The 26,866-nt window shown below is 65.9% G+C and carries 21 protein-coding genes; 20 read left to right on the top strand and 1 reads right to left on the bottom strand.

Annotated features, from left to right (window positions below; genetic code table 11):
• The first annotated feature begins 230 nt into the window (after positions 1-230).
• The 20 genes from mraZ to V3596_RS16900 all read left to right on the top strand — a co-directional run bounded on the left by mraZ (position 231) and on the right by V3596_RS16900 (position 23,800).
• Positions 231-659 (top strand): division/cell wall cluster transcriptional repressor MraZ, encoded by a 429-nt coding sequence (mraZ, locus tag V3596_RS16995; protein ID WP_334279335.1) that lies wholly within the window; start codon positions 231-233, stop codon positions 657-659.
• The gene (gene rsmH, locus V3596_RS16990) at positions 659-1,645 is read left to right on the top strand and encodes a 16S rRNA (cytosine(1402)-N(4))-methyltransferase RsmH (protein ID WP_334278992.1); all 987 of its coding nucleotides are present in this window, start codon (positions 659-661) and stop codon (positions 1,643-1,645) included. Before mraZ ends, rsmH begins: the two co-directional genes overlap by 1 nt.
• Positions 1,642-1,935, top strand: coding sequence for a cell division protein FtsL (gene ftsL, locus V3596_RS16985; protein WP_334278991.1), 294 nt, complete (start codon positions 1,642-1,644; stop codon positions 1,933-1,935). Before rsmH ends, ftsL begins: the two co-directional genes overlap by 4 nt.
• The gene (locus tag V3596_RS16980; RefSeq protein ID WP_334278990.1) at positions 1,932-3,728 is read left to right on the top strand and encodes a peptidoglycan D,D-transpeptidase FtsI family protein; all 1,797 of its coding nucleotides are present in this window, start codon (positions 1,932-1,934) and stop codon (positions 3,726-3,728) included. Before ftsL ends, V3596_RS16980 begins: the two co-directional genes overlap by 4 nt.
• On the top strand, positions 3,728-5,482 hold the full coding sequence (locus V3596_RS16975; RefSeq protein WP_334278989.1) for a peptidoglycan D,D-transpeptidase FtsI family protein: 1,755 nt from the start codon (positions 3,728-3,730) through the stop codon (positions 5,480-5,482). The genes V3596_RS16980 and V3596_RS16975 overlap by 1 nt, the downstream gene beginning before the upstream one ends.
• Complete coding sequence (locus V3596_RS16970) at positions 5,482-6,966, top strand: UDP-N-acetylmuramoyl-L-alanyl-D-glutamate--2,6-diaminopimelate ligase (RefSeq protein ID WP_334278988.1); 1,485 nt, start codon at positions 5,482-5,484, stop codon at positions 6,964-6,966. The genes V3596_RS16975 and V3596_RS16970 overlap by 1 nt, the downstream gene beginning before the upstream one ends.
• A gap of 29 nt (positions 6,967-6,995) precedes the next feature.
• Positions 6,996-8,414, top strand: coding sequence for a UDP-N-acetylmuramoyl-tripeptide--D-alanyl-D-alanine ligase (locus V3596_RS16965; RefSeq protein WP_334279334.1), 1,419 nt, complete (start codon positions 6,996-6,998; stop codon positions 8,412-8,414).
• A 6-nt stretch (positions 8,415-8,420) separates the two neighbouring features.
• On the top strand, positions 8,421-9,599 hold the full coding sequence (mraY, locus tag V3596_RS16960) for a phospho-N-acetylmuramoyl-pentapeptide-transferase (RefSeq protein WP_334278987.1): 1,179 nt from the start codon (positions 8,421-8,423) through the stop codon (positions 9,597-9,599).
• An 11-nt stretch (positions 9,600-9,610) separates the two neighbouring features.
• Positions 9,611-11,386 (top strand): UDP-N-acetylmuramoyl-L-alanine--D-glutamate ligase, encoded by a 1,776-nt coding sequence (gene murD / locus V3596_RS16955; RefSeq protein WP_334278986.1) that lies wholly within the window; start codon positions 9,611-9,613, stop codon positions 11,384-11,386.
• Positions 11,383-12,642 (top strand): putative lipid II flippase FtsW, encoded by a 1,260-nt coding sequence (gene ftsW / locus V3596_RS16950; RefSeq protein ID WP_395384245.1) that lies wholly within the window; start codon positions 11,383-11,385, stop codon positions 12,640-12,642. The genes murD and ftsW overlap by 4 nt, the downstream gene beginning before the upstream one ends.
• Positions 12,639-13,712 (top strand): undecaprenyldiphospho-muramoylpentapeptide beta-N-acetylglucosaminyltransferase, encoded by a 1,074-nt coding sequence (gene murG / locus V3596_RS16945; RefSeq protein ID WP_334278985.1) that lies wholly within the window; start codon positions 12,639-12,641, stop codon positions 13,710-13,712. The genes ftsW and murG overlap by 4 nt, the downstream gene beginning before the upstream one ends.
• Positions 13,709-15,082: a UDP-N-acetylmuramate--L-alanine ligase gene (gene murC, locus V3596_RS16940; RefSeq protein ID WP_334278984.1), complete on the top strand. Its 1,374-nt coding sequence runs from the start codon at positions 13,709-13,711 to the stop codon at positions 15,080-15,082. Before murG ends, murC begins: the two co-directional genes overlap by 4 nt.
• Positions 15,079-16,053 (top strand): D-alanine--D-alanine ligase, encoded by a 975-nt coding sequence (locus V3596_RS16935; protein WP_416383990.1) that lies wholly within the window; start codon positions 15,079-15,081, stop codon positions 16,051-16,053. Before murC ends, V3596_RS16935 begins: the two co-directional genes overlap by 4 nt.
• Positions 16,054-16,067: 14 nt before the next feature.
• Positions 16,068-16,904 (top strand): cell division protein FtsQ/DivIB, encoded by an 837-nt coding sequence (locus V3596_RS16930; RefSeq protein WP_334278983.1) that lies wholly within the window; start codon positions 16,068-16,070, stop codon positions 16,902-16,904.
• A 20-nt stretch (positions 16,905-16,924) separates the two neighbouring features.
• Entirely contained in the window at positions 16,925-18,154 is a 1,230-nt protein-coding gene (gene ftsA / locus V3596_RS16925) for a cell division protein FtsA (protein WP_334278982.1), read from the top strand.
• A 140-nt stretch (positions 18,155-18,294) separates the two neighbouring features.
• On the top strand, positions 18,295-19,536 hold the full coding sequence (ftsZ, locus tag V3596_RS16920; protein ID WP_334278981.1) for a cell division protein FtsZ: 1,242 nt from the start codon (positions 18,295-18,297) through the stop codon (positions 19,534-19,536).
• Positions 19,537-19,680: 144 nt separating this feature from the next.
• On the top strand, positions 19,681-21,678 hold the full coding sequence (locus tag V3596_RS16915; protein WP_334278980.1) for a sensor histidine kinase: 1,998 nt from the start codon (positions 19,681-19,683) through the stop codon (positions 21,676-21,678).
• A gap of 18 nt (positions 21,679-21,696) precedes the next feature.
• Complete coding sequence (lpxC, locus tag V3596_RS16910) at positions 21,697-22,632, top strand: UDP-3-O-acyl-N-acetylglucosamine deacetylase (RefSeq protein ID WP_334278979.1); 936 nt, start codon at positions 21,697-21,699, stop codon at positions 22,630-22,632.
• Positions 22,633-22,649: 17 nt separating this feature from the next.
• Positions 22,650-22,835 (top strand): hypothetical protein, encoded by a 186-nt coding sequence (locus V3596_RS16905; RefSeq protein ID WP_334278978.1) that lies wholly within the window; start codon positions 22,650-22,652, stop codon positions 22,833-22,835.
• Between the two features lie 203 nt (positions 22,836-23,038).
• Positions 23,039-23,800 (top strand): N-acyl amino acid synthase FeeM domain-containing protein, encoded by a 762-nt coding sequence (locus V3596_RS16900; protein WP_334278977.1) that lies wholly within the window; start codon positions 23,039-23,041, stop codon positions 23,798-23,800.
• A gap of 15 nt (positions 23,801-23,815) precedes the next feature.
• Here the strand turns inward: V3596_RS16900 and V3596_RS16895 are convergent, their stop codons facing one another.
• Complete coding sequence (locus tag V3596_RS16895; RefSeq protein ID WP_334279331.1) at positions 23,816-26,776, bottom strand: putative bifunctional diguanylate cyclase/phosphodiesterase; 2,961 nt, start codon at positions 26,774-26,776, stop codon at positions 23,816-23,818.
• Positions 26,777-26,866 lie beyond the last annotated feature (90 nt).

Here is a 26,866-nt window from a genome sequence, read left to right as displayed (position 1 = left end):
CCAGACGCGTTCGGCAAGGGGCGGATGCAGACCTTCAGCAATCTCATCCAGCACTTGCAATGCCCCCCGCAAGTCCTTCATTTTGAACGACTTTTATCTCGCCGCTGTCGCAAGAATCGGTTCTAAGTACTTGATTTCATTGAATAAATTTGTGATTTCGCTTGACCGTGTGCAGGTCGATGATTAAAGTGGTGAAAAGTGCAATTTAGTGGATCGCCGTGGCGAATTTTGTGTTTCAGGGGGCAAGTGCCTTGGCGATGGACGCCAAGGGGCGTCTGGCCGTCCCGACACGCCACCGCGAGGTCCTGCAGGCGCTCTGCGCCGGCCAGTTGACGGTCACCAAGCACCCGGAAGGCTGCCTGATGGTCTTCCCCCGCCCGGCCTGGGAAACCTTTCGTGATCGCGTCGCTGCGCTGCCCATGTCAGCCGCCGGCTGGAAGCGGGTGTTCCTTGGCAATGCACAGGACGTCGAGATCGACGCCGCCGCCCGCGTCTTGATCGCGCCTGAGTTGCGCACTGCAGCCGGCCTGTCCAAGGACGTGATGCTGCTCGGCATGGGCAGCCACTTCGAGCTGTGGGATGCGGCCACGTACGCCGCCCACGAAGCCCAGGTCATGGAAAGCGGCCTGCCCGATGCATTGAAGGACTTCAGCTTCTGATGTCCTCACCCGCCTTCACCCATACCACCGTGCTGCTCGACGAAACCGTCGATGCGGTGCTTACCGATCCGGCCGGCCTCTATGTGGACGGCACCTTCGGCCGCGGCGGGCATTCGCGTCTGCTGCTCTCCAGGCTTGCTGCGGAGGGGCGCCTGATCGCCATCGACCGCGACCCGGAAGCTGTCGCCGCAGCGACCACCGGTGAAACGCGGGTCACGGACCCGCGTTTTTCCATCTGCCACGCCCCCTTTGCTGAGATGCGCGAGCAGCTGGCTGCGCTGGGCATAGCTCAGGTGCAGGGCGTGATGCTGGACCTGGGCGTCTCGAGCCCGCAGATCGACAACCCCGAGCGCGGGTTCAGCTTCCGCTTCAGCGGACCGCTGGACATGCGCATGGACACGACCCGAGGCGAAAGCGCCGCGGACTTCCTGGCCCGCGCTGATGAGCGCCAGATTGCGGAGGTGATAAAAAACTATGGGGAAGAACGGTTTGCTGTTCAGATTGCAAAGGCGCTTGTTGCTCGCCGCGACGCGGGGCAGCCCGTACGAAGCACCGATGAGCTTTCCAAAGTCGTGGCTGGCGCGGTCAAGACCCGCGAGCCGGGCCAGGACCCTGCAACGCGCACATTTCAAGCTCTTCGGATTCAAGTCAACGGTGAGCTCGAGGAACTCGAGCAGGGCCTGAAGTCGGCGCTGGCGCTCTTGGCGCCGGGCGGCCGGCTGGCGGTGATCAGCTTCCATTCGCTGGAAGACCGCATCGTCAAGAACTTCATTGCCGAGCACAGCAAGGAAGTGTTCGACCGCCGCGCGCCCTTTGCCGAGCCCAAGCCGCTGGCGCTGAAGGCGCTGGAGCGCATCAAGCCCAGCGCCGCCGAGATCAAGGCCAACGGGCGCTCGCGGTCAGCCGTGCTGCGCGTGGCTGAGCGTACCGATGCGCCACTGCCGGCCGAACCGCAGGGCCGCTATGGCAAGGGAAGCAAGCGGTGAGCCGGATCAACTTCGTGCTGCTGCTGGCTGTCCTCGGCTCGGGCATCCTGATGGTGCGCAGCGCCTATGACGCGCGCCGCCTGTTCACCGAGATCGACCGTGCCCAGGCCGAGGCACGCCGGCTCGATGCCGACCTGCAGCGCCTGCAGGCCGAGCGCCAGGCGCAGGCCACCAATCTGCGCGTCGAGAAGGTCGCGCGCGAACGCCTGAACATGCGTGCGATCTCGCCGGCGATCAGCCAGCAAGCTTCGCTGCACATGGACGGCAGCGCGAGCGGAGTGGCGCGATGATAGTCCGCAAGAGGAACAAGGACGGCGGCGGCTCTCGTGCCGTCAATACGCGAAGCGTGAGCTACAGCTCGAGCCCGCTGCTGGCTTCGAAGACGCCGCCCTGGCGCTCGCGCTTCCTGGTCGCGCTCGTCGGTCTGGCCTTCGCCGGCCTCCTGGGGCGCGCACTCTATGTGCAGGTGATCGGCACCGAGTTCTTCCAGAAGCAGGGCGAGGCCCGGTATGCCCACACGCTGGAGCTGCCGGCCAGCCGCGGCCGCATCAACGACCGCAGTGGCCAGGTGCTGGCTGCCAGCGTGGCCGTGCCTTCGTTCTGGGCAATTCCGAAAGATGTCGAGGCCGATCCGGCCAAGCGCCGCGCGCTGGCCAAGATTCTCGGCATCAGCCGCGACGAGCTGGAGCGCAAGCTCGACCCGAGCAGCCGCTTCGTCTGGCTGCGCCGCCAGGCTGACGACGACACCGCCGCACAGATCAAGAACCTGGCGCTGAAGGGCGTGTTCCAGGACCGCGAATACAAGCGCAAGTATCCGGAAGGTGAGGCGGCGGCCCATGTGGTCGGCTTCACCAATATCGAAGAACGTGGCCAGGAAGGCATCGAACTCGCGTTCCAGAAGGAGCTTCAGGGACGCGATGGCTCGCGCGCCGTGGTGCGCGACCGCCTGGGCCGCGTGGTCGAAGACATCGGCGACCGCGTGCCTGCGGTGAATGGCCGCGACATCGACCTCAGCATCGACTCCAAGATCCAGTTCTTCGCCTACCAGCGCGTGCGCGATGCCGTGGCCGAGCACAAGGCCAAGGCCGGCTCGGTGGTGGTCCTCGATGCGCAGACCGGCGAGGTGCTGGCCCTGGCCAACTACCCGAGCTTCAATCCCGGCGACCGCCAGAACCTCAGCGGCGCGCAGCTGCGCAACCGCGCGCTGACCGATGTGTTCGAGCCCGGCTCCACGATGAAGCCCTTCATTGCCAGCCTGGCAATGGAAACCGGCCGTGTGCGCCCGGAGACCATCATCAATACGGCGCCGCGCAGCCTGGTGATTGCCGGCTGGTCGCCGACCGACGCCCATCCGCATGGCGACTTGAGCGTCGCCGAGGTGATCCAGAAGTCCAGCAACATCGGCGCCGCCAAGCTGGCCATGCAGATGCAGCCGCGCGAGATGCACGAGATGTTCACGGCCATCGGCCTGGGCCAGCGCCTGCAGATCAATTTCCCCGGGGCCATCACCGGCAAGCTGCGGCCGTACAAGAGCTGGCGCCCGATCGAGCAGGCGACGATGAGCTACGGCTACGGCCTCTCGGCCTCGCTCTTGCAGCTCGCTCGCGCCTACACCGTGTTCGCCCGCGATGGCGAAGTGATCCCGATCACCATGACGCGTTCGCAGAGCGGTGATCCGGTGCATGGCATCCGCGTGTTCTCGCCCAAGGTCGCTCATGACATGCGCGGCATGCTTCAGTTGGCGGCCGGCCCTGGCGGCACGGCGCCGATGGCGCAGGCGCCGGGCTACAGCGTGGGCGGCAAGTCCGGCACCGCGCACAAGCAGGAAGGCAAGGCTTACGCCGGCAACAAGTACCGCAGCTGGTTCGTGGGCCTGGCGCCGATCAACAACCCGCGCATCATCGTCGCGGTGATGGTGGACGAGCCGAGCAACGGCGTCTACTTCGGAGGCGCCGTGGCCGGCCCGGTGTTCAGCCAGGTGGTCTCGCAAAGCCTGCGCCTGATGAATGTGCCGCCCGACCTCGAGGTCAAGCCGCAGATCGTCGCCAGCCAGAAGATGCAAGCGGTGGAGGAGAGCTTCTGATGCTCAAGCCGCGCCGCTCTCTCCATCATGCGCAAAGCCCCTTGCTCGCCGCAGCAGCACCGCTGTGGCGTTCGCGCCTGCTGGTACTGGCCGTGGGCTGTGCCTTTGCCGGCCTGCTCGGCCGCGCGCTGTATGTGCAGGGCATCGGCACCGAGTTCTTCCAGCAACAGGGCGCCGCGCGCTACAGCCACAAGCTCGAGCTGCCCGCCAGCCGCGGCCGAATCAGCGACCGCAGCGGCCAGTTGCTCGCCACCAGTGTGGCCGTGCCTTCGTTCTGGGCGATTCCCGGCGATGTGGACGCCGACCCGGCCAAGCGCGCCGAGCTGGCACGCATCCTGGGCCTGACGCAGGCGGAGCTGGCCGAGAAGCTGCTGCCCGGCGGCCGCTTCGCCTGGTTGCGCCGCCAGGGTGACGACACCATGGCCGCTCAGATCAAGGCGCTCGGCATCAGGGGCGTGTTCCAGGACCGGGAGTACCAGCGCCGCTATCCAGAAGGTGAGGCCTCTGCCCACGTGGTGGGCTTCACCAACCTCGAGGAGCATGGCCAGGAAGGCATGGAGCTGGCACTGCAAGCCAAGCTGCAGGGGCGCGACGGCTCGCGCGCCGTGGTGCGTGACCGTCTGGGCCAGGTGGTCGAAGACATTGGCGAACGTGTCGCTCCGAAGGACGGGCAAGACGTGACCCTGTCGATCGACTCGCGCATCCAGCACCAGGCCTACCAGCGTGTGCGCGAAGCCGTGACGGCACACCAGGCCAAGGCCGGCAGTGCGGTGGTGCTGGATGCCCTGACCGGCGAGGTGCTGGCCCTGGCGAACTACCCAAGCTTCGACCCCGCCAACCGCAAGAAACTGAGCGGCGAACAATTGCGCAACCGCGCCATGACCGACCAGTTCGAGCCGGGCTCGACGATGAAGCCCTTCACCGTGAGCCTGGCGCTCGAGGCCGGCCGGGTGACGCCGCAGACCATGATCGACGTCGGCGGCGGCCAGTGGAATTTCTTCGGCTCCGTCATTACCGACGCGCATCCGGCCGGCGTGCTGAACGTGACCGAGGTGATCCAGAAGTCCAGCAATATCGCGGCAGCCAAGCTGGGCCTGCAGGCGCAGCCCCGCGAGCTGCACGAGATGTTCACGGCCATCGGCCTGGGTCAGCGCCCGGAGCTGCCATTCCCGGGTGCCGCCATTGGCAGCTTGCGCCCCTACGCGAAATGGAAGCCGATCGAGCAGGTCACGATGAGCTATGGCTACGGCCTGTCGGCCTCGCTGGTGCAAATCGCTCATGCCTACACGGTGTTCGCGCGCGACGGCGAGCTGATTCCCCTGACCTTGGACAAGCAAGCCGAAGGCCGGGCCGTGCATGGCCGCCGCGTGTTCTCCGCCAAGACGGCGCAAACGATGCGCGCGATGCTGCAGACCGTCACCGAAGCAGGCGGCACCTCGCCTCAGGCGCAGGTGGCTGGTTACAGCGTGGGTGGCAAGTCCGGCACGGCCTACAAGCAAGTGGGCAAGGGCTATGACAAGAGCAAGTACCGCGCCTGGTTTGTGGGCCTGGCGCCGATCAGCAATCCGCGCATCGTGGTCGCGGTGATGGTGGACGAACCCAGCAAGGGCGCCCATGACGGCGGCCGGGTGGCCGGCCCGGTGTTCAGCGACGTGACCGGCGGCAGCCTGCGCCTCTTGAAGGTGAAGCCCGACCTGGCCGTGAAGCCGCAAATCGTGGCCGGCATTGCGCCGGCCCAGGACAAGAAACTCTGATGCTGACCCGACTCAAATCTCCGGAAGCTGCGGCCCGCTGGCTGCAGGAATGGACCACCGGTGCGCTGCAGACCGACAGCCGTCAGGTGCGCCCCGGTGATGCCTTCATCGCCTGGCCGGGCTATGCACGCGATGGCCGCGAATATGTGGCTGCTGCCTTGGCGGCCGGTGCTGCCACCTGCCTGGTCGAAGCAGAAGGCGTGGACGCCTACAACTTCGTCGATGCCCGCGTGGCCTCGCTGCCCGGGCTGAAGTCCAAGACCGGCCTGATCGCCTCGGCCTGTTACGGCGCGCCCAGCCAGGCACTGTCGGTCGTGGCCGTCACCGGCACGAACGGCAAGACATCGTCGGCCTGGTGGGTTGCGCAGACGCTCTCGCTGCTGGGCCAGCGCTGCGGTGTGGTTGGCACCCTGGGTGTTGGCGAGCCGCCGCTGGCGGGCAAGCCGGCAGCCATCGAGTACACCGGCCTGACGACGCCTGATCCGGTCCTGCTGCAACAGGCGTTCAAGCGCATGGCCGACGAGGGCTTCGCAGCCTGCGCCATCGAGGCCTCGTCCATCGGCGTCAGGGAGCATCGCCTGGCTGGCACGCGAGTCTTGGTGGCCTTGTTCACCAACTTCACGCAGGACCACCTGGACTATCACGGCAGCATGGAGTCCTACTGGGCCGCCAAGCGCGAGCTGTTCGACTGGGCTGGCCTGCAGGCAGCCGTGCTGAACGTCGATGACCCAAAGGGCGCAGAGCTTGCCGTGGAATTGGCAGCCAAGCTAGATGTCTGGACCTGTGCGCTGAACGGCGAAGCCCGCCTCTCGGCGCATGACATGCACTACGGCGCGGGCGGAATCGCCTTCACCTTGCGTGAAGGCGCTGACGCCATTCAGGTGCAGACCGGCCTGATCGGCGAGTACAACATCGCCAACCTGCTGGGCGTGATCGGCGCCTTGCGTGCGCTGGGCCATTCGCTCGCCGATGCAGCAGGCGTTGCCGCGCAAGTCACGCCAGTGCCGGGCCGCATGCAACGCGTTGGCAATGGCCGCGAGTTGCCTGAAGTGGTGGTGGACTATGCCCACACGCCCGATGCCCTGAACAAAGCGCTGCAGGCGCTGCGCCCGCTGGCAGCGGCCCGCGGCGGCCAACTCGTCTGCGTCTTCGGCTGCGGCGGAGATCGTGATCGCACGAAGCGCCCGTTGATGGGCGCCATTGCCGCTCGCATGGCCGACCGCGTGATCGCCACCAGCGACAACCCGCGCACCGAATCGCCCGAGGCCATCCTGGCCGACATTGCGGCCGGCGCACCGGGCTGCTTGCAGATCGTTGAACGCCAGCAGGCCATCGAACGTGCGGTGCTGGAAGCCGGCGCTCGCGACGTGGTCTTGGTGGCGGGCAAGGGCCACGAAGACTATCAAGAAATCATGGGCGAGCGCCGCGCCTTCTCGGATGTCGAGCAAGCACGTGCCGCCTTGATCCGGAGGGCTGGTCTGTGAACACCGCAAGCCTCAATTCAACGCCGCTGATGACGCTGGCCCAGGCTCACCACCTGTTGCTGCAGAGCGTTCCCACGGCGCGCCTGGTCGGCGACGGCCAGACCGAGATCGAGCGCGTGCACAGCGATACCCGCACGCTGCAGGCTGGCGACCTGTTTGTCGCGCTTCGCGGTGATCGCTTCGATGCCAACGACTTCCTGGCCGACGCCAAGGCCAGCGGCGCCGTCGCTGCCCTGGCTGAGCGTGGCCTGGAGGCGGCTGGCCTGGCCGGCATCGAAGTGCCGGATGCCAAGGCAGCACTGGGGGCATTGGCCACGGCCTGGCGCCGCCACTGCCATCTGCCGGTGATTGCGGTGACCGGCAGCAATGGCAAGACCACGGTCACGCAGATGATCGCCAGCATTCTGCGCGCCTGGCTGGGCAATGCCTCGCTGGCCACCGAAGGCAACTACAACAACGACATCGGCGTGCCATTGACGCTGCTGCGCCTGCGTCAGGACGACGCGCACTGGCACCGCGCCGCCGTGATCGAGCTGGGCATGAACCATCCCGGCGAAATCGCACCACTGGCCGCAATGGCGCAGCCCACCGTCGCGCTGGTCAACAACGCACAGCGCGAGCACCAGGAATTCCTGCAGACGGTCGAGGCCGCGGCGCGCGAGAACGGCGCCGTGATCGAAGCCCTGGGCGCGGCCGGTGTTGCCGTGTTCCCGGCCGAAGATGCCTGCGCACCGATCTGGCACAGACTGGCTGGCCATCGCGGCGAGCTGAGTTTTGCCTTGCAAGGCCAGGCCGATGTGACCGGCCGCGCGCAGTGGATCGGCGCTGGCGAAGAAGTCTTTGCAAGCGGCGGCAATGGGCATTGGGCACTCGAGCTGCACACGCCCGCTGGCGATGCGCCGGTGAGCCTCGCTGTTGCCGGTCAACACAATGTGCGCAATGCCCTGGCGGCCGCGACCTGTGCGCTGGCCGCTGGCGCGCCGCTGGCCGCCATCGTTCGCGGCCTGGAGAACTTTCGCCCGGTCAAGGGGCGCTCGCAACTGGGCAGCGTGATGCTGGCCGGCCGCCGCGTCACGCTGATCGACGACAGCTACAACGCCAACCCCGACAGCGTGCGTGCCGCCATCGATGTGCTGGCCGAGCTGCCCGGTGCGGCCTGGCTGCTGCTGGGCGACATGGGGGAGGTGGGCATGCAAGGGCCGGAGTTCCACCGCGAGGTGGGTGCCTATGCGGCCGAACGCGGTGTTGCCCATCTCTGGACCGCCGGCATGGCAGCCAAGGATGCAGCCAAGGCCTATGGCAACAACGGCCGCGCTTTTGAAACCGTGGCCGACCTGCTGGCCGCACTGGCCGAAGCCCCGCGAGTCTCGACCGTCTTGGTCAAGGGCTCGCGCTTCATGCGCATGGAACAAGTGATTGCGGCCCTCTCGGCCGCCGAAGGGAAGTAAACCGCCATGCTGCTGAGCCTCTCGCAATGGTTGCTGGGCCTCTACCCCGAATGGGGCTTCCTGCGCCTGTTCAACTACATCACGTTCCGCGCCGTGATGGCCGCCATGACGGCGCTGCTGATCGGCCTGGCCTTCGGCCCCTGGGTGATCCGCCGCCTGACCGAGATGAAGATCGGCCAGCCGATCCGCGAGTACGGCGTGCAGCAGCATCTGGTGAAGAGCGGCACGCCGACCATGGGCGGCGTGCTGATCCTGATCGGCATCGGCGTGTCGACCTTGCTGTGGTTCGACTGGAGCAACCGCTTTGTCTGGGTGGTGATGCTGGTGACGCTGGGCTTTGGTGCCGTGGGCTGGGTGGATGACTGGCGCAAGGTCGTCGACAAGAATCCCGAAGGCATGCGCAGCCGCGAGAAGTTCTTCTGGCAGGCGCTGATCGGCATCATTGCCTCGATCTACCTGGCCTTCAGCGTGTCCGAGACCTCTGCACTGCGCGTGTTCGAGCTCTTCTTCCGCTGGGTGCAAAGCGGCTTCTCGACAGAGTTGCCGCCGCGCGCCGACCTGCTCGTGCCCTTCTTCAAGTCGGTCAGCTATCCGCTCGGGGTGTTCGGCTTCATGGGCCTGTCGTTCTTCGTCATCGTCGGCACCAGCAATGCAGTGAACTTCACCGACGGGCTTGACGGCCTGGCCATCATGCCGGTGGTGCTGGTGGGATCGGCGCTGGGCGTGTTTGCCTACCTGACGGGCTCCTCGGTGTTCTCCAAATACCTCCTGCTGCCCTACATCCCGGGTGCTGGCGAGTTGCTCATCTTCTGCGCTGCGATGGCGGGGGCAGGTCTTGCCTTCCTGTGGTTCAACGCTCACCCGGCCCAGGTCTTCATGGGCGACGTCGGCGCGCTCGCGCTGGGCGGAGGCCTGGGCACGCTGGCCGTGATCACGCGGCAGGAAATCGTGCTGGGCATCATGGGCGGCGTCTTCGTGGCCGAAGTGCTGTCGGTGATGATCCAGGTCAGCTGGTTCAAGTACACCAAGAAGAAGTTCGGCACGGGCCGGCGCATCTTCAAGATGGCGCCGCTGCACCACCACTTCGAGAAGTCGGGCTGGAACGAGACGCAGGTCGTCATCCGCTTCTGGATCATCACCATGCTGCTGTGCCTCATCGGCCTGGCCAGCCTGAAGCTGCGCTGAGGGCGAAGCACGTGGAACTGAACTGCGCTCACCTCCTGATCCTGGGCCTGGGAGACACCGGCCTGGCCATGGCGGCCTGGGCCAGGCGCCAGGGCGCGGCTGCGATCCGCGTCTGGGACTCGCGCGAGGCGCCGCCGCAACTGGCCGCCCTGAATGAGCAGGTGCCCGACGCGACGTTCTTCAGCGGCGAGTTGCAAGCTGCCGATGCTGAAGGGCTGCGTGCCGTCCTGAAGAGCCCGGGCCTGTCGCCGCTGGACGCGCGCCTGCAGCCGCTGCTCTCGCGTGCCCGCGAGCTGGGCCTGCCGCTGCTCGGTGAACTCGATTTGTTCGCCCAGGCACTGAACGCCTTGAAGGCCGAGCGACGTTATGCGCCCATCGTGCTGGCCATCACCGGCACCAATGGCAAGACCACCACCACCAGCCTGACCGGCCAGCTCGTCGAGCGCTGTGGCAGGCGCGTGGCCGTGGCCGGCAATATCGGCCCGAGCATGCTGACAACGCTGGCAGCAGCACTGGAGCTCGAGCCAATGCCGGTTGCTGAAGCGCCCGTCGTAGCAGCGGCGATTGAAGCGATTGAAGCCGCTGAAGCCGCTGAAGCTCCTGCGTCCACCGGAGAAATTGCCGAACAGGCCGAACAGGCCGAACCTGTCGAAGCCGCAACAGCGCCCGCCGAACCGGAGCTGACCACGCTACAGGAAATCGAAGCCCTGCTCGACGAAGCCCCGCTGCCGATCAAGCCGCCGCCGCCCAAGGGTCCCGTGTTCGAGCACTTGCCCGAGGCCTGGGTGCTGGAGCTGTCGAGCTTCCAGCTGGAAGGTGTCGAAGGTTTTGAGCCCACGGCCGCCACGGTGCTGAACATCACGCAAGACCATCTCGACTGGCACGGCGACATGGCCGCCTACTCGCGCGCCAAGGGCCGCGTCTTCGGCGCCGAAGCCATCATGGTGATCAACCGTGACGATGCCGCCGTCGAGGCATTGGTGCCGACCCCGGTGATGGTGAGCCCGGGTCGTGGCCGTCGCAAGATCGAACAAGGCCGCAGGGTTGTGCGTTTCGGCCTCGATGCGCCCAAGCGTCCCGGTGACTATGGCCTCGTGAACGAAGGCGGCATGGCCTGGCTGGTCCGCGCACTCGAGAGCGACCCGACGATCAAGCGCAAGGCGGATGACGACGAGGAAGAGATCGTCGTGCAACGCCTGATGCCAGCGGACGCGCTGCGCATCCGCGGCCGCCACAACGCCGCCAACGCACTGGCTGCGCTGGCGCTGTGCACCGCCGCCGAGCTGCCACTGGCGCCAATGCTGCATGGCCTGCGCGAGTACCGCGGCGAGCCGCATCGCGTGCAGCACATCGGTTCGCTTGACGGCGTTGACTTCTACGACGATTCCAAGGGCACCAATGTCGGCGCCACTGTGGCGGCGTTGAGCGGCCTGGGTGCTGATCGTGCGCCGTCCAGACTGGTCGTGATCCTCGGTGGCGACGGCAAGGGCCAGGACTTCTCGCCGCTGCGCCTGCCGCTGATCCAGAACGCCCGCGCCGTGGCCCTGATCGGCCGCGATGCTTCCGCGATTGAAAGCGTGTTGACGGACAGTGGCCTCAACGTCCAACGTCACGAAACGCTTGAAGCCGCGACCCAGTGGTGCTTCGCTCAGGCGCATGCCGGCGACAGCGTCTTGCTCAGCCCGGCCTGCGCCTCGCTCGACATGTTCCGCAACTATGCGCACCGCGCCGAGGTCTTCGTGGCCGCGGCCGAGGCATTGGCGGCAGAGAAGGGGGCAACGCTTTGAACGCCGCCACCTTGAGCAACTTCTTTCAGAACCTTCGCCAGCGCTTCGGCAAGGGCGCTGATGGCGAAGGCCCGACCGCTGTGCCGGTGCGCGACTGGGTGGCCGCCGGCCAGCCTACCAAGCTCGCGGGCTTCGACGTGACGCTGGTCTGGGTCGTGATCGCCTTGATGGGCCTGGGCCTGCTGATGGTCTATTCGGCCTCCATCGCGCTGCCGGACAACCCGAAGTTCAGCAAGTACCAACCGATGCACTTCTTCATCCGGCAGTCGCTCTACATCGCGGCCGGCCTGATCGCGGCGCTGATCACGGTGCAGGTGCCGATCAGCAGCTGGGAGCGCTGGGCGCCCTGGTTGTTCGTGGCGAGCCTCGTGCTGCTGGTGGCAGTCTTGATTCCGGGTGTGGGCAAGGTGGTGAACGGCGCGCGCCGCTGGGTGCCGCTAGGCCTGATGAACTTCCAGCCTTCCGAGCTGGCCAAGCTGGCCATCGCGATGTACGCGGCCAGCTACATGGTGCGCAAGATGGACGTAAAGGAGAACTTCGTCCAGGCTGTCTGGCCGATGATTGTCTCTCTCGGCGTGATCGGCGTGCTCCTGCTGGCCGAGCCCGACATGGGCGCCTTCATGGTGATCGCGGCCATCGCCATGGGCATCCTGTTCCTGGGCGGTGTCAACGGCCGCATGTTCTTCCTGGTGGTGGCGGTGCTGGTCGGTGCGTTCGTGCTAATGATCACCTTCAGCGAATTCCGTCGCGAGCGCATCTTTGCCTACCTGAACCCCTGGGACGAAAAGTACGCGCAGGGCAAGGCCTACCAGCTGACGCATTCGCTGATTGCCTTCGGCCGTGGCGAATGGTTCGGCCAGGGTTTGGGCTCCAGCGTCGAGAAGCTGCATTACCTGCCCGAGGCCCACACCGACTTCCTGCTCGCAGTGATCGGCGAGGAGCTGGGCTTTGTCGGCGTGGCCGTGGTAATCCTGGCCTTCTTCTGGCTGTCGCGCCGGCTCTTCCACATCGGCCGCCAGGCCGTGGCGCTGGACCGCGTGTTCGCCGGTCTCTATGCGCAAGGCATCGGCATCTGGATGGCGGGGCAGGGCTTCATCAACATGGGCGTGAACCTGGGGGCGCTGCCGACCAAGGGGCTGACGCTGCCGCTGCTGTCGTTTGGTGGTTCGGCGATCTTGATGAACTGCGTGGCGCTGGCGATCGTGGTGCGCATCGATCTTGAGAATCGCCAACTCATGCGCGGAGGTCGCGCATGACCAAGCATTTGGTGGTCATGGCGGCCGGCACCGGCGGTCACATCATCCCGGGCCTCGCTGTCGCCGAGGAAATGAAGCGCCGCGGCTGGAGCGTGTCCTGGATGGGCACCGAGCAGGGCATGGAAAACAAGCTCGTGCCGCCCACCAGCATCCCGCTAGATCGCCTGGCCTTTGCCGGCCTGCGCGGCAAGGGGCTGAAGCATTCGATCACCGGCCTGTTCAAGCTGGTGCAGGCCTTTGTGCAGAGCCGCCAGGTCTTCGTGACGCGCAGTGCCGATGCGGTGCTGGGCATGGGCGGCTATGTCTGCCTGCCTGGCGGGCTGATGGCCTGGTTGATGCGCAAGCCCTTGCTGCTCGTGAATGCCGATGCATCGCTGTTGCTGTCGAACAAGGGCCTGAAGCCGTTTGCCTCGCGCATCGCCTTCGGTTTCGACGGCAAGGCGGCGGCCGACACGAAGAATGCCATCGTCACCGGCAACCCGGTGCGTGCCGAGATCGAAGCGATTGCGCCGCCGGATGTCCGGTTTGCCGAGCGCACCGGCCCGCTGCGTCTGCTCGTCGTTGGTGGCTCGCTCGGTGCGAAAGCGATCAACGCTGCGCTGCCGCCAGCGCTGGCGCTGTGGCCGGCCGATGAGCGCCCCATCGTCACGCATCAGACCGGTCAGGCCAATCTGGTCGAGGTGCAGCAGGCCTATCGTGCCGCCGGTGTCGAGGCCGAGGTGCTGCCCTTCATCGACAACATGGCCGAGCGCCTGGCTGCCGCCGACCTGGCGATCTGCCGCGCGGGTGCCGTCACGGTCAGCGAGCTCTGCGCGGCTGGCGTGCCTTCCATCCTTGTGCCGCTGGTCGTTTCCACCACAGCGCATCAACGCGACAACGCGCAATTCATGACCCAACACGGCGCGGCCATTCATCTGCCGCAGCAGGAGCTGACGGCCGCAGGCCTGCACGAAATGATTCGGGGCCTGGACCGCGCACGCCTGCTCGAGATGGCCAGCAAGGCCCGCAATCTGTCTCGCCCGCGTGCAGCCGCCCGTGTGGCCGATGAACTCGAGGGCCTTGTCCTGTGAAACACGCCGTCAAGCACATCCATTTCGTCGGCATCGGCGGTGCCGGCATGAGCGGCATCGCCGAGATCCTGCACAACCTGGGCTATCTGGTCTCGGGCTCGGACCAGAGCGACAGCCCGACCTTGCAGCGGCTGGCAACGCTCGGCCTGCGCACGCATGTCGGCCACGCCGCCGGCAATATTGCTGGCGCGCAAGCTGTCGTGGTCTCCACCGCGATCCGCGCAGACAACCCCGAGTTGCTCGCCGCCCGTGCCGCTGCCATCCCCATGGTGCAGCGGGCCGTGATGCTGGCCGAGCTGATGCGCCTGCGCAAAGGCATAGCGATTGCGGGCACGCATGGCAAGACAACGACCACCTCGCTGGTGACCAGCGTGCTGGCCGAAGCCGGCGTGGACCCCACCTTCGTGATCGGCGGCAAGCTGAACGCCGCCGGCGCCAACTCGCGCCTGGGCCAGGGCGAGTACATCGTGGTCGAGGCGGACGAGAGCGACGCCTCCTTCCTGAACCTGCTGCCCATGATGGCCGTCGTCACCAATATCGACGCCGACCACATGGAGACCTATGGGCACGACTTCGAGCGCCTGAAGCAGGCCTTCGTCGACTTCCTGCACAAGATGCCCTTCTACGGCGCGGCCGTGGTCTGCGGTGACGATGCCGGCGTGCAGGCCATCCTGCCGATGCTGCAGCGCCCGGTGATCACTTACGGTTTCGGCGAACACAATGAAGTGCGCGCGGTCGATGTGCACGCGCTGCCCGGCGGTCAGATGAGCTTCACGGCGCAGCGTGCCGGCCAGGCCGACTTGAAAATCACTCTGAATCTTGCAGGCCGCCATAACGTCTTGAATGCGCTGGCCGCGATTGCGGTGGCGAGCGAAATCGAGCTGCCCGATGGCCCCATCGTGGCCGCACTGGAAAAGTTCGATGGCGTGGGCCGCCGCTTCCAGCGCCATGGCGAGCTGCGCGCCGCGGACGGTGGCCGCTTCACGCTGATCGACGATTACGGCCATCACCCAGTCGAGATGGCCGCTGTCCTGGCCGCGGCGCGCGGCGCGTTCCCGGGCCAGCGCCTGCTGCTGGCGTTCCAGCCGCACCGCTTCACCCGCACGCGCGACTGCTTCGAAGATTTTGTGCGCGTGCTGAAGCAGGCCGATTGTGTGCTGCTGGCTGATGTGTATTCGGCCGGCGAGGCAGCCATTGCCGGGGCCGATGCCGCGTCGCTCGCCGCGGCAAGTGATGCAACCCTGGTGGGTCAGGTGACCGCAATGCCGGCGGCCATTGCCGCCACGGCACGCGACGGTGATGTGGTGATCGTGATGGGCGCCGGATCCATCGGCGCCGTTCCTTCGCAGACGGTGGAGCTGCTGAAATGAAATTGAATCTGAACATTGACCCGAAGGCACTGGGCAAGACGGCCGTGCTGATGGGCGGCTCCTCGGCCGAACGCGAGGTCTCGCTGACCATGTCGGGCCCTGGCGTGCTGGCAGCCTTGCGCAGCCAGGGCGTGGACGCCCATGGATTCGACCCGTCCGAGCGCGGCCTGCATGAACTGAAGAGCGAAGGCTTCGCCCGCTGCTTTGTTGCGCTGCATGGTCGGCATGGCGAAGACGGCACGGTGCAGGGCGCGCTGGAGCTGCTGGGCATTCCCTACACCGGCTCCGGCGTGATGGCCTCCAGCATTGCCATGGACAAGATCATGACCAAGCGGCTGTGGCGTGCCGATGGCCTGTCCACGCCTCGCTGGCTGAGTCTCAAGAAGACCGAGCTGCAGCGCGAGCGCGTGATCAAGGTGCCCGACGAACTGGGCCTGCCGCTCTTCGTCAAGCCGCCGCACGAGGGCTCGAGCATCGGCATCAGCAAGGTCAATGGCTATTCGGAGATGCAGGCGGCCGTCGAGGCAGCCGCCAAGTACGACGACGAGGTGCTCTGCGAGGAATTCATCGCAGGCCCCGAGCTGACCTGCCCGGTGCTGGGGGAGGGCGCTTCGGCCTTCGCGCTGCCGGTGATCCAGATCGAAGCCGATCAGGGCAACTACGACTACCAGAACAAGTACTTCACGAACTCGACGCGCTACCTGATGGGCCATCTGGACGCTGCGCTGGAGCGCGAGATCCAGGCCCTGACGGTGGCCGCCTACCGCAGCCTGGGCTGCCGCGGCTGGGGTCGCGCCGACCTGATGCTGCGCAAGAGCGACGGCAAGCCCTTCCTGCTGGAGATGAACACTTCGCCCGGCATGACCTCGCATTCGCTGGTGCCCAAGTCGGCCGGCCATGCGGGCATCACCTACGAGCAGCTGTGTCTGTGGCTGCTGTCCCAGGCCCGACTCGACGCAGGCAGGGCCTGACCCCAAGCAAAGCCATGGCCGCCAACTCCGCCACCCTTCAACAGCAGTTGCCGCCGGACGTCCGCGTGATGAACGGCGTGGCGGCGCTGTTGCTGGTCGGCCTGGCGTTGACAATCCTTGCCTACGGCGCGAACTGGCTGGCCCGCCGGCCGGTGTTTGCGATCCGTGCGGTGCAGGTCGAGGGCGACGTGGATCGCAACAGCACCGCCACGCTGCGGGCGAATGCGCTGCCGCGCTTGAGTGGCACCTTTCTCACGATGAATCTGCAGCAGGCACGCCAGGCATTTGAAGGCGTGCCCTGGGTACGCAAGGCGACGGTGCAGCGCGTCTGGCCGGCCAGGCTCAAGGTGAAGCTGGAGGAGCATCAGCCTTCCGCGTATTGGGAACTAAAGGCCGAAGGCGCCGACGCGCAGAGCGATGCGGCGGTCGAGCGTCAGTTGGTCAACAGCTTCGGCGAAGTCTTCCAGGCCAATCTGGGCGATGTGGAAGACGAGAACCTGCCGACGCTCTCTGGTCCGGCGGGCAGCGCGGGTCACATGCTGATGTTGTGGAAGCAATTGCAGCCTTTGACTCAGACGCTGTCGGACAGCGCCGAGCGCCTGGACCTCTCGGGTCGCGGCTCCTGGCGCTTGAAGCTTGAGAAGGGCGCCGAGATCGAACTCGGCCGTGGCAGCGATGCCGAAGTGCTGGCTCGCTACCAGCAGTTTGTCTTGACGCTGACCCAGATGACTTCGCGCTACCAGTCTGAACTGCTGGCAGCCGACCTGCGCCACCGCGATGGCTATGCCTTGCGGCTGCGCGGCGTTTCGACGACGACGACTCCGGCCACCGGCCGGGGCAAGAACAAGTAAAGACCACAAGGAAAGAAGAGATGGCCAAGGAATACAAGGATCTCGTCGTGGGTCTGGACATCGGCACCGCCAAGATCATGGCGGTGGTGGCCGAGGTGATGGGCAATGGCGAGCTGCGCATTGCCGGTCTCGGCGTGGCGCCTTCGCATGGGCTCAAGCGTGGCGTGGTGGTGAACATCGACGCAACGGTGCAGTCGATCCAGCAGGCCTTGAAGGAGGCCGAGATGATGGCCGACTGCAAGATCAGCCGGGTCTTCACCGGCATCACCGGCAGCCACATCCGCGGCCAGAACTCCACCGGCATGGTGATCGTGCGCGACAAGGAAGTGACGCCGGTGGACGTAGCCCGCGTGGTCGAGACGGCCAAGGCGATCAACATCCCGAACGACCAGCGGCTGCTGCTGGTCGAGCCGCAGGAATTCGTGATCGACGGTCATGAAGTGAAAGAGCCGATCGGCATGAGCGGCGGCCGCCTCGAGGTCAAGGTCCACATCGTGACAGGCGCCCAAAGCGCGGCCGAGAACATCGTCAAGTGCGTGCGCCGCTGCGGGCTGGAAGTGGACCAGCTGGTGCTGAACCTCAGCGCCTCGAGCGCCGCCGCGCTGACCGCCGACGAGCGTGACCTGGGCGTGGCCTTGGTGGATATCGGCGCGGGCACGACCGACGTGGCGATCTTCACCGGCGGCTCGATCCGCCATACCGCGGTAATCCCGATTGCCGGGGATTTGATCACCAGCGATATCGCCATGGCCCTGCGCACCCCGACCAAGGATGCCGAGGAAATCAAGGTCGAACACGGGGTTGCCAAACAACTCCTGGCCGACCCGGCCGACCAGGTTGAGGTACCCGGATTGGGCGATCGGGCGCCGCGCATGCTTTCAAAACAAGCACTTGCCGGTGTTATCGAACCCAGAGTCGAGGAAATATTCTCGTTGGTGCACCAGGTGATTCGCGAGAGCGGGTATGAGGAATTGCTGTCCTCGGGGATTGTCCTGAGCGGCGGTTCGGCCGTCATGCCGGGCATGGTGGAACTCGCCGAGGACATTTTCCTGAAACCCGTTCGGCGCGGAAACCCGACCTACGACGGCGCGCTGTTCGACATGGTTGCCAACCCAAGGTCGGCCACTGTGATGGGTTTGCTGGAAGAAGCGCGCGTTTCGCGTACACGGGGTTTGAAGGCGGCGCAGCAGGCGGGGTCGATGAAAACCCTGTTCGGACGCGCCAAGGATTGGTTTTTGGGGAATTTCTGAGTACTGGGTAGCACCGGGCACGGGAATCTTTTCCTTGCCACCAAAGCGTATGTCGGGCCACAACGACAAGGGCAATAAAAGGGTTCTTCCCGGTATTTTTTTACGCATGGCAACTGCATAATTGCTGAAGGAGGTTTCTTATGGCGATCGAAATGATCGAAGAGTTTGACCAGGGCACCCAAATCAAGGTGATTGGTGTAGGTGGCGGCGGCGGCAACGCGGTCGAGCACATGATTGCCCAGGGCGTTCAGGGCGTGGAATTCATCTGCGCCAATACTGATGCCCAAGCACTGAATCGTTCCAAGGCCGACCAGCTGCTGCAGCTGGGTCAATCGGGCCTGGGCGCTGGTGCCAAACCCGAAATCGGCCGTCAGGCCGCCGAAGAGGCCGAAGCGCGTATTCGCGAATCGATCCAGGGCGCCAACATGCTGTTCATCACCGCCGGCATGGGCGGTGGTACCGGCACGGGTGCGGCCCCTGTGATCGCTCGCGTGGCCAAGGAGATGGGCATCCTCACCGTCGGTGTGGTGACCAAGCCCTTCGACTTCGAAGGCACGCGCCGCACCAAGGCCGCCGACTCCGGCCTCGCCGAGCTCGAAGCCAATGTCGACTCGCTGATCGTCGTGCTGAATGACAAGCTGCTCGACGTGCTGGGCGACGACGTGACGCAAGACCAGGCCTTCGCGCATGCCAATGACGTGCTGAAGAACGCTGTTGGCGGCATCTCCGACATCATTCACATCCCGGGCCTGGTGAACGTCGACTTCGAGGACGTCAAGACCGTGATGAGCGAGCCTGGCAAGGCCATGATGGGCACGGCGCAAGCCGGCGGCCCGGACCGCGCTGCCAAGGCTGCCGAAGCTGCTGTCGCCTGCCCGCTGCTCGAAGGCATCGATCTGTCCGGCGCGCGTGGCGTGCTGGTGCTGATCGCCGCCAGCCGCAGCAACTTCAAGCTGGCCGAGTCGCGCAATGCGATGAATACCATCCGTCGCTATGCGGCTGAAGACGCGCATGTCATCTACGGCACCGCTTATGACGAAACGCTGGGCGACCAGTTGCGCGTCACGGTGATCGCCACCGGCCTCAACCAGGGCAAGGCCAAGCAGCAGCAGCAACCGCCGCTGCAAGTGGTGCAGCCTGAAGTGATGCGCCGCACCGGTACCGACAACATGCCCGTGCTCACGCAGCCGGTGAACATGTCGGCCACGCTGGGTGCGCAGGGCGGCACGACGATGGGCGCTGGCGGCGATTTCTCCGGCATGACCGTGCCGAGCGTCTGGCGCCATGGCCGCACGGCCGCCGCGACCAAGGTCGAAGCCCTGTCCAGCAACGGCATGGACGAGATCGAGATCCCGGCCTTCCTGCGCAAGCAGGCTGACTGAGCTTCTTCGCTCCGAGCAAGACCCGGCACCCGCCGGGTCTTTTCATTTGGTACGACGCCACGCTCGGCATCACGGTGCTAGGCAGGCTGGGCATCTGAGGGCAGACTCCGGCTTCCGTTCTGCCATTCGCCCAGATCCGATTCGATGCGCGCCCTGTTCCTTGCCCTGATGTTCCTGTGCTGTTTGCCGGCATCGGCGCAGCGCATGCCGATTCCGGAATCGGTGCCGACCCATTCGGGTGAACGCGCGAGTACGGCGCAATTGGCCGTCTCGAGCTGGACCCGCGAGGAGCTGAAGGAGTGGTGGGCTGCCCTGCGTTCGCTGGATGGCACGCCAGGCCAGTTGCCCGCCCGCCTGCAGCCGCCCGCCGATCCTGCCGCGTGGCATCTGGTCACGCTGCCCGATGTACGCACCCGAAGCCCGGCGGCCGCCATGGCAGACACGGGCCCGCATTTCCAGATGCGCTGGTACCGCCTGCGCTATGCCGCGCCGCAAGGCCGCTGGCCCACCAGCGTGGCGCTCTACATGCCGCGCCTGGTGACATTGGCCGCAGCGGTGCTGGTGCGAACCGATGAAGGCTGGCGACCGGTGTTCGACAACCAGTCGGGCGCGCGCGAGCAATGGGTGCGGCCGCTATGGGCCGTGGTGCCGGCGGCGCTGACCGAGCACAGGCAGGACCAGATGATCGAGATGGTCGTCGCGGTGCCGGTACTGCGCGACAGCTTCTACTCCGTCTCCAGCGTCTGGCTCGGCGCGCGTGAAGACCTCGAGCCCCGCTACGAGGCGCGCTGGGCCTTGCAGATCGGCGTGCCGCAAGCCACCGGACTGACCCTCGTGGTCCTGGGCCTGTTTGCCATCTCGCTGTGGGTGCGCCGTCGCGAGGAGCCGGCCTATCTGCTGTTTGCCCTGGCCACGGTGGCCTGGCTGGTGCGCAACCTGCATTACCACCTCGACCTGCCGCGTACCCATGTCGGGCTCGAATGGTTCTGGTGGGCCACCCATGCCTCAATGTCGTGGGTGATGCTGCTGACCTTCCTGTTCGCACTGCGCTTTGCCAAGCAGCAATACCCGAAGTTCGAACGCACCGTGGGCGGCTTCGTGCTCGTCTCCAGCTTGCTGACCATGCCGTTCCTGTCGCTGTTCAGCGACCCGGTGGTGCTGCAACACATCGTCAACGCGGTGGTGGGCGGCCTGGGCACGCTCTTCGTTGGCGGCGTGGCCATGAAAGGCGGCAGCCGCGAATTGCGGCTGATCGCGCTTACGCTGCTGCTCGGCCTGATCCTCGGGCTGCATGACCTGGCCCTGCTGGCCGGCTGGGCCTGGCCCGAGCACATCTATCTGATGCCCTTTGCCACGCTGATCATCGTGGTCTGCTTCCTCTATGCAGTGCAGCGTCGCTACGTCAGCGCCTTGATGAAGGTCGAAGAGGTCAATGCCCAGCTGGGCCAGCGCCTGGCCGACCAAGGCGCCGAGCTGCAAGCCCAACATGGCCGTCTGCGCGAGGCGGAGCGTCAGCAGGCCTTGCTGGTCGAGCGCCAGCGTCTGATGCAGGACATGCACGATGGCCTGGGTTCGTCGCTGCTCTCGGCCATGGTGGCGGTGGAGCAGGGCAGCATGGACCAGGACAAGGTGGTCGAGGTGCTGCGCGAATGCGTGGACGACCTGCGCCTGGTGATCGATTCGCTGGAGCCGGTGGGGCACGACCTGGTCTCGCTGCTGGCCACCATGCGCTATCGCCTGGGCAAGCGCCTGCAGGCCGGCGGCCTGGTGATGGAATGGGACGTGCAAGACCTGCCTCCGCTCGAATGGCTGGAGCCGCCCGACGCGCTGCATGTGCTGCGCCTGATGCAGGAATCGCTGGCCAATGTGCTCAAGCATGCGCGGGCCACGCGGGTGCGCATCTCCACCCGCCACCTGGGCCATTCGGTCGAGATCCGCGTCGAGGACGACGGCGAGGGTTTCGATATCGAAACCGCCCGCCGCGGCCGCGGCCTGAAGAGCCAGCAGCGCCGCGCGCAGCGCCTGGGCGGCCGGGTCACTTTCGAGAGCAGCCTGGGCCACGGCACCCGCATGTGCCTGCGCCTGCCGGTGCAGCGCGTGGAGCCGGGCCCGAATCTCAACAACACGCAGGGTCAAGGCTGATCGCCGACAATGGCGACCATGCTGAAGCAACGCACCCTGAAGTCGCTGACCCGTGCCGTCGGCGTGGGCATCCACAGCGGCCAGAAGGTCGAAATGACATTGCGCCCGGCGGCGCCGGACACCGGCATCGTGTTCCGCCGCGTGGACCTGAGCCAGCCGGTCGACATCCCGGTCCGCTCTGACACCGTCTGCGACACCCGCATGGCCACCACGATCAGCCCCAACGGCGACCCGAACGGCCCCAAGGTCCAGACCATCGAGCACCTGCTGTCGGCTTGCGCGGGCCTGGGCCTGGACAACCTGTATGTGGACATCAATGCTGACGAAGTGCCAGTGCTCGACGGTTCGGCGGCCAGCTTCGTCTTTCTCTTGCAGAGTGCCGGCATCGAGCTGCAGAACGCGCCCAAGAAGTTCCTGAAGGTCAAGAAGCCGGTGGAAGTGCGGCAGGGCGAGGGCAAGCGCCTGATGTGGGCCAGGCTCGAGCCGCACCATGGCTACACCCTGAACTTCCAGATCGAGTTCGACAACCCGGCCGTCTCGGCCACGGGCCAGCAGTACACCTTCGACATGGGCTCGGGCCAGTACAAGCGCGAAATCGCGCGGGCGCGCACCTTCGGCATGACCAGCGACATCGAAGTGATGCGCAGCCGCGGCCTGACCCTGGGCGGCGCAATGGACAACGCCATCGTCGTGGACGACTACCGGGTGCTGAACACGGATGGCCTGCGCTATGACGACGAATTCGTCAAACACAAGATCCTCGACGCCATCGGCGACATGCAGGTGGCCGGCTATCCGCTGCTGGCCGCCTACACCTCGTTCAAGGGCGGTCACGCCCTGAACAACAAGTTGTTGCGCGCCTTGCTCGCCGACCAGGAAGCCTGGGAGTTGGTGAGCTTCGAGGACGAAAAGCAGGCGCCGGCAGGCTTTGCTGAGCTGGCGCCGGCCTGGTGATTACCCGTAACTGACCCATGGCCCTCGCCCGCCTCCTCATGGGCCTGCTGCTCGTTGCGGCGGTCCTCTGTTTCGCCCTGTTCATCGCCACCGGCCAGCGCCGCTGGCGTCAGCGCGGCATCGTGATCGTCAAGTGGACGGTGATTGCAGCCCTTGGCTTCTTTGCGGTGCTCATCCTCGAGCGTCTCGCCATCCTGCTTTGAGCCCGGCAGCCGCCGGCGCCTGCCGGTGGGGTGGGGGTGTCAGGTCTTGCGTGCGAAATTCGCACAATCTCTTGCTCCTGGTGCGAATTGCGCTGCACTCTGTATCAGGGACATGATCTGGCCGGCAAACGGCTGCCAACTCGTGAATTTGTGCGCGGTTTCACCCCCCTAAACTGGCCTTCCTTGATGAGGGATGACCTGACATGAACAAGCCGGGCGATGGGATGGGCCGTGAAACTGCAGTGGAGCGTTTGCCGTTCCAGGTGAGGATTGCCACGCGTGCAGAGCTGGAAGACGTGGTACGCCTTCGCTCCACGGCCTATGGCCGGCATCTGCCCGAAATGGGTCAGCGCCTGGCGCAACCGGAGGCCGCGGACTTTGAGCTTGGCTGCGAAGTCTTCGTCGCCGTCTCCAAGCTGGACGGCAGCCTGCTCGGCACGCTGCGCACCCATGCCAATGCCCTGGAACCGCTGCCGCTGGAAGCCTCACTGGCCCTGCCGGAGCGCTTCGCCAACCACCGCCTGGTCGAGGCCACGCGCCTGAGCATCCAGGCTGGCACCACGGCCTCGCTGGTGCGCAACGCCTTGTTCAAGGCCTTCTACCAGTACTGCGTGAGCCAGCACATCGACTGGATGGTGCTGACCGGCCGCCGCCCGATCGACCGCATCTATGACGGCCTGCTGTTCACCGATGTGGGCGAGACCGGTGCTTACCATCCGATGGCGCACATCGGTGGCGTGCCGCACCGCGTGATGAGCCTGAGCGTGTCCGAGGCCGACGCGATCTGGAGCAAGGCCCAGCATCCGCTTTACGAATTCACGGTCAAGACCTGGCACCCGGACATCGACCTGAGCGGCGCACGTGATCTCTCCAGCGCCTGGAGTGGCGAACATGCCACCCGGTCCAGCAGCAGCGTTGCTCGCCGCATGCAAGCCTTGCTGCCCCTGCAGTTCAAGGCTGCCTGAAGCCCGCGTGACCGTTCAGTGGAGCAGGCCCGCAAGCAGCGGGTCGCGCTCGCGCTCGGGGAAGAGCGGAATCGTCTGATGGTCCTTGGACTGCAGCTGGCGGACGAAGGCGTAGATCTCAGGGTCCTCGATGAAGTCCGCCGTGGAACGGGCTTCCAGGATGCGTTCCGGCGTCACCGGGCGGCTGATGCCGTAGCCCTGCGCGTAGTCCACGCCCGCAGCCACCAGCGCCTTCAGGATTGGCAGGTTCTCCGCATATTCGCCAATCGACTTCATGCCCAGGTTGCTGACCAGGCCGCCCAACGCGCCAAGAATGGCCATGCCGGAGGGGTTGTTTGCCGCGTCGCGAACCAGGGAGCCGTCGAGCTTGAGCGCATCGACGGAGAGGCCTTTCAAGTAGCCGAATGAGGAGTAGCCGGCGCCGAAGTCGTCCAGCGCCACCTTGACGCCAAGATCGCGGACGCGGTCGATGAAGCGCTGCATGTGCGCCATGTCGGTCAGCGCCACGGTCTCGGTCACTTCGATGCAGATGCGAGCCACGGCGGCCTTGTGGCGCTCGAACAGGCGGAACAGCTCTTCGACGAAGGCTTCGTCGTTCAGCGAGCTGCCAGACAGGTTCACGCCCACGAACTGCGTGTTGGCCAGCTGCGAGGCATGCGCCTCCAGCCAGGCGATGACGGTGGAAACCACCCAGTGGTCGATGATGGAACTCTTGCCGTGGGCCTCGGCCGCTTCGATGATCACCGGCGCCGGCACGATCTCGCCATTGGGCTTGCGCATGCGCAGCAGCACTTCGAAATTCAAGGAATCGAAAGGCCTTGAGAGCGACAGCTCCGGCTGCATCAGCAGGAACAGGCCTTCCGGTGTCTCGCCGCGCTCCAGGCAGCTGATCAGCGCCAGCTCGTCCTTGTGGTGCTTGAAGAAGGTGTCGCCGCCTTCCATGACCACGAGGCGTTCGGTCGGTTTCTTCTTGGCCATGCGGCACAGGGTGTCCGCCGCCGAGACCACTTCCTTGAGCGACGCTCCACCAAAGCTCTCTGCGGCCACCAGGCCGCCGGAAACACTGAGTGCAAAGCGCTGCACATCGATCTGGAAGGGCGCCGAGGAAATCAGCGCCAGGATGTTCTGGCAGCGCTGCGACGCCTCGCTCATCGAGGCTTCGGGGAAGGCCACCACGAACTCGTCGCCGCCAACGCGCGCCAGCAGGTCGTGCGGGCCCAGCTGGGTGCGAATGCGTTCGCAGACCTGCTTGAGCACGGCATCGCCGGCCGCATGACCATAGAGGTCGTTGATCAGCTTGAAGCGGTCGAGGTCGAAGTAGGCCAGGGTGCGCGGCGGCGCCTGCGCACGCTCGAACTTGCGCGACAGGCCGCGCAGATTGAGGCATTCGGTCAGCGGATCGTGGTTGACCAGGAACTCCAGCCGGTTGGTGGCGCGCACCCGTTCCGTGATGTCCTGCAGCGAGCCTTCGATGATGCGGCCGTCCGAGGTCGAGGCCTTGATGGCGCACCAGTACTCGCCGCCGCCGGGCTGGCACAGCCGTGCCTGCAGGTCGAACGAAGAAGCGTGGCCAGCGCTGTGCAGTGCGGCAAAGGCCAGCACCACCTCAGGTTCGAAGAGCTCGTTGAGCGTCAGCGCGCCGTCCAGTCCGACCGTGGCCAGCATGGCCTTGAAAGCCGGGTTGGAACTGGCGATCACCTGGCCTTCGTGCACCGTGAACAGGCCGATGGGCGAGTCGTTGTAAGCGGCTTTCAGCGTCTGTTGAGCCAGCTCGCGCTTGCGCCGGTCCGAGCGCATGTGCTCGGCCACGGCCGCCGAGGCCAGCAAGGCAGAAGCGAGTGCGGCGGTCACGCTGTTCAGGCCGCCCATCAGCATCTTCTGGTCCATCGCGGCCGCCAGGATTTCGCTGAGCGTGGCCAGCAGCGCCACGGCCAGCGAGGAGGCGTACCACATGGCCGCCCGCGAGCGGGTGCGCTTGACGATCAGGACGATGCAGGGCAGGGCGATGGCGAATTGCAGGCCCGAGGCCGCCCACAGGATCGGCAGCATCTGCTCATAGCTGAGCACCAGGCACAGGCCCATGATCACCAGCGTGCTGATCTGCTGGCCGAGCAGGAGGCCCTGGGCGCCAATCTGCTGCAAGGACTTCTTGAACAGCTGGCCGTAGACGGCCACCGTGGTCACGTAATAGAGGCACAGCGTCCACTGGCGGATCGGTGTCAGCCATTCGGGCCGCAGGGGCAGGCCGAAGAAGCTGAAATCGGCGCCGGCCGAGAGCAGGGCCATGCGCAGGCTCACGGCCAGCCAGGCCACGAAAGCCCAGTAGAGCTTGCTGCTGTTGATGGCGGCTGCCAGGGCCATCGACACGGCGAGCAGGCCGAGGCCGGCCTCGATCATCGTGGCGGTCTTCTGATGCTGGGCGTGGGCCGCTTGCAGGTCTTGTGCAAGCCAGGCCGTGGCGGTGATCTTGGCCGGGCCGCGGAACGAAGCGCGGCACAGCAGCTGCGCGCTGGCGCGCTCGGGGCCCAGCGCCAGGGCAAAGCCGCCTCGCACCGATTCCAACTGGCCAGTGTTCATGCTTCGGTTGGCCTCGCCCATCAACTGGCCGCTCTGCTCATCCCAGCAGCGCATCTCCATCGCATGGCGTGAAGGGAATTCGACCGCCCAGGCCTTGCCGCGCGCGGGAGCGTTGCTGCTGACGCTGACCCAGAAGGGCTGGATCGAGCGATGCACGTCCGTGGAGGTCACGGCCTGCCGCTCGGCCAGGCGCTCGCGCACATAGGGCAGGTCCTGCTCCAGCTGTCGGCGCAGTTCGCTCGGCTCTTCCCAAGCCGTCATGGGCAAGGCTTGACCACCGGCCGGCTCCGGCCGGCTCAGGTGCCAGAGACCGGTTAGCGAGGCAAGGACGAGCACCACCACCGGGAACAACCGGGAGGTGACTGAATTGAGCAAGCCTTCGATGAAGTCGCGGAACATATGAGGCACGTCGGGCGAGTCAAACCGACCCGCCTTTTTGCGTGAGTTCGCACCTTATCGGTCATGTGCTGCGCCTGATGCAGGCCCTGG

It is taken from the genome of Roseateles microcysteis, assembly GCF_036880965.1.
Taxonomy (GTDB): Bacteria; Pseudomonadota; Gammaproteobacteria; order Burkholderiales; family Burkholderiaceae_C; genus JAUASW01.
This window is presented reverse-complemented; position numbering and strand designations above follow the sequence as displayed.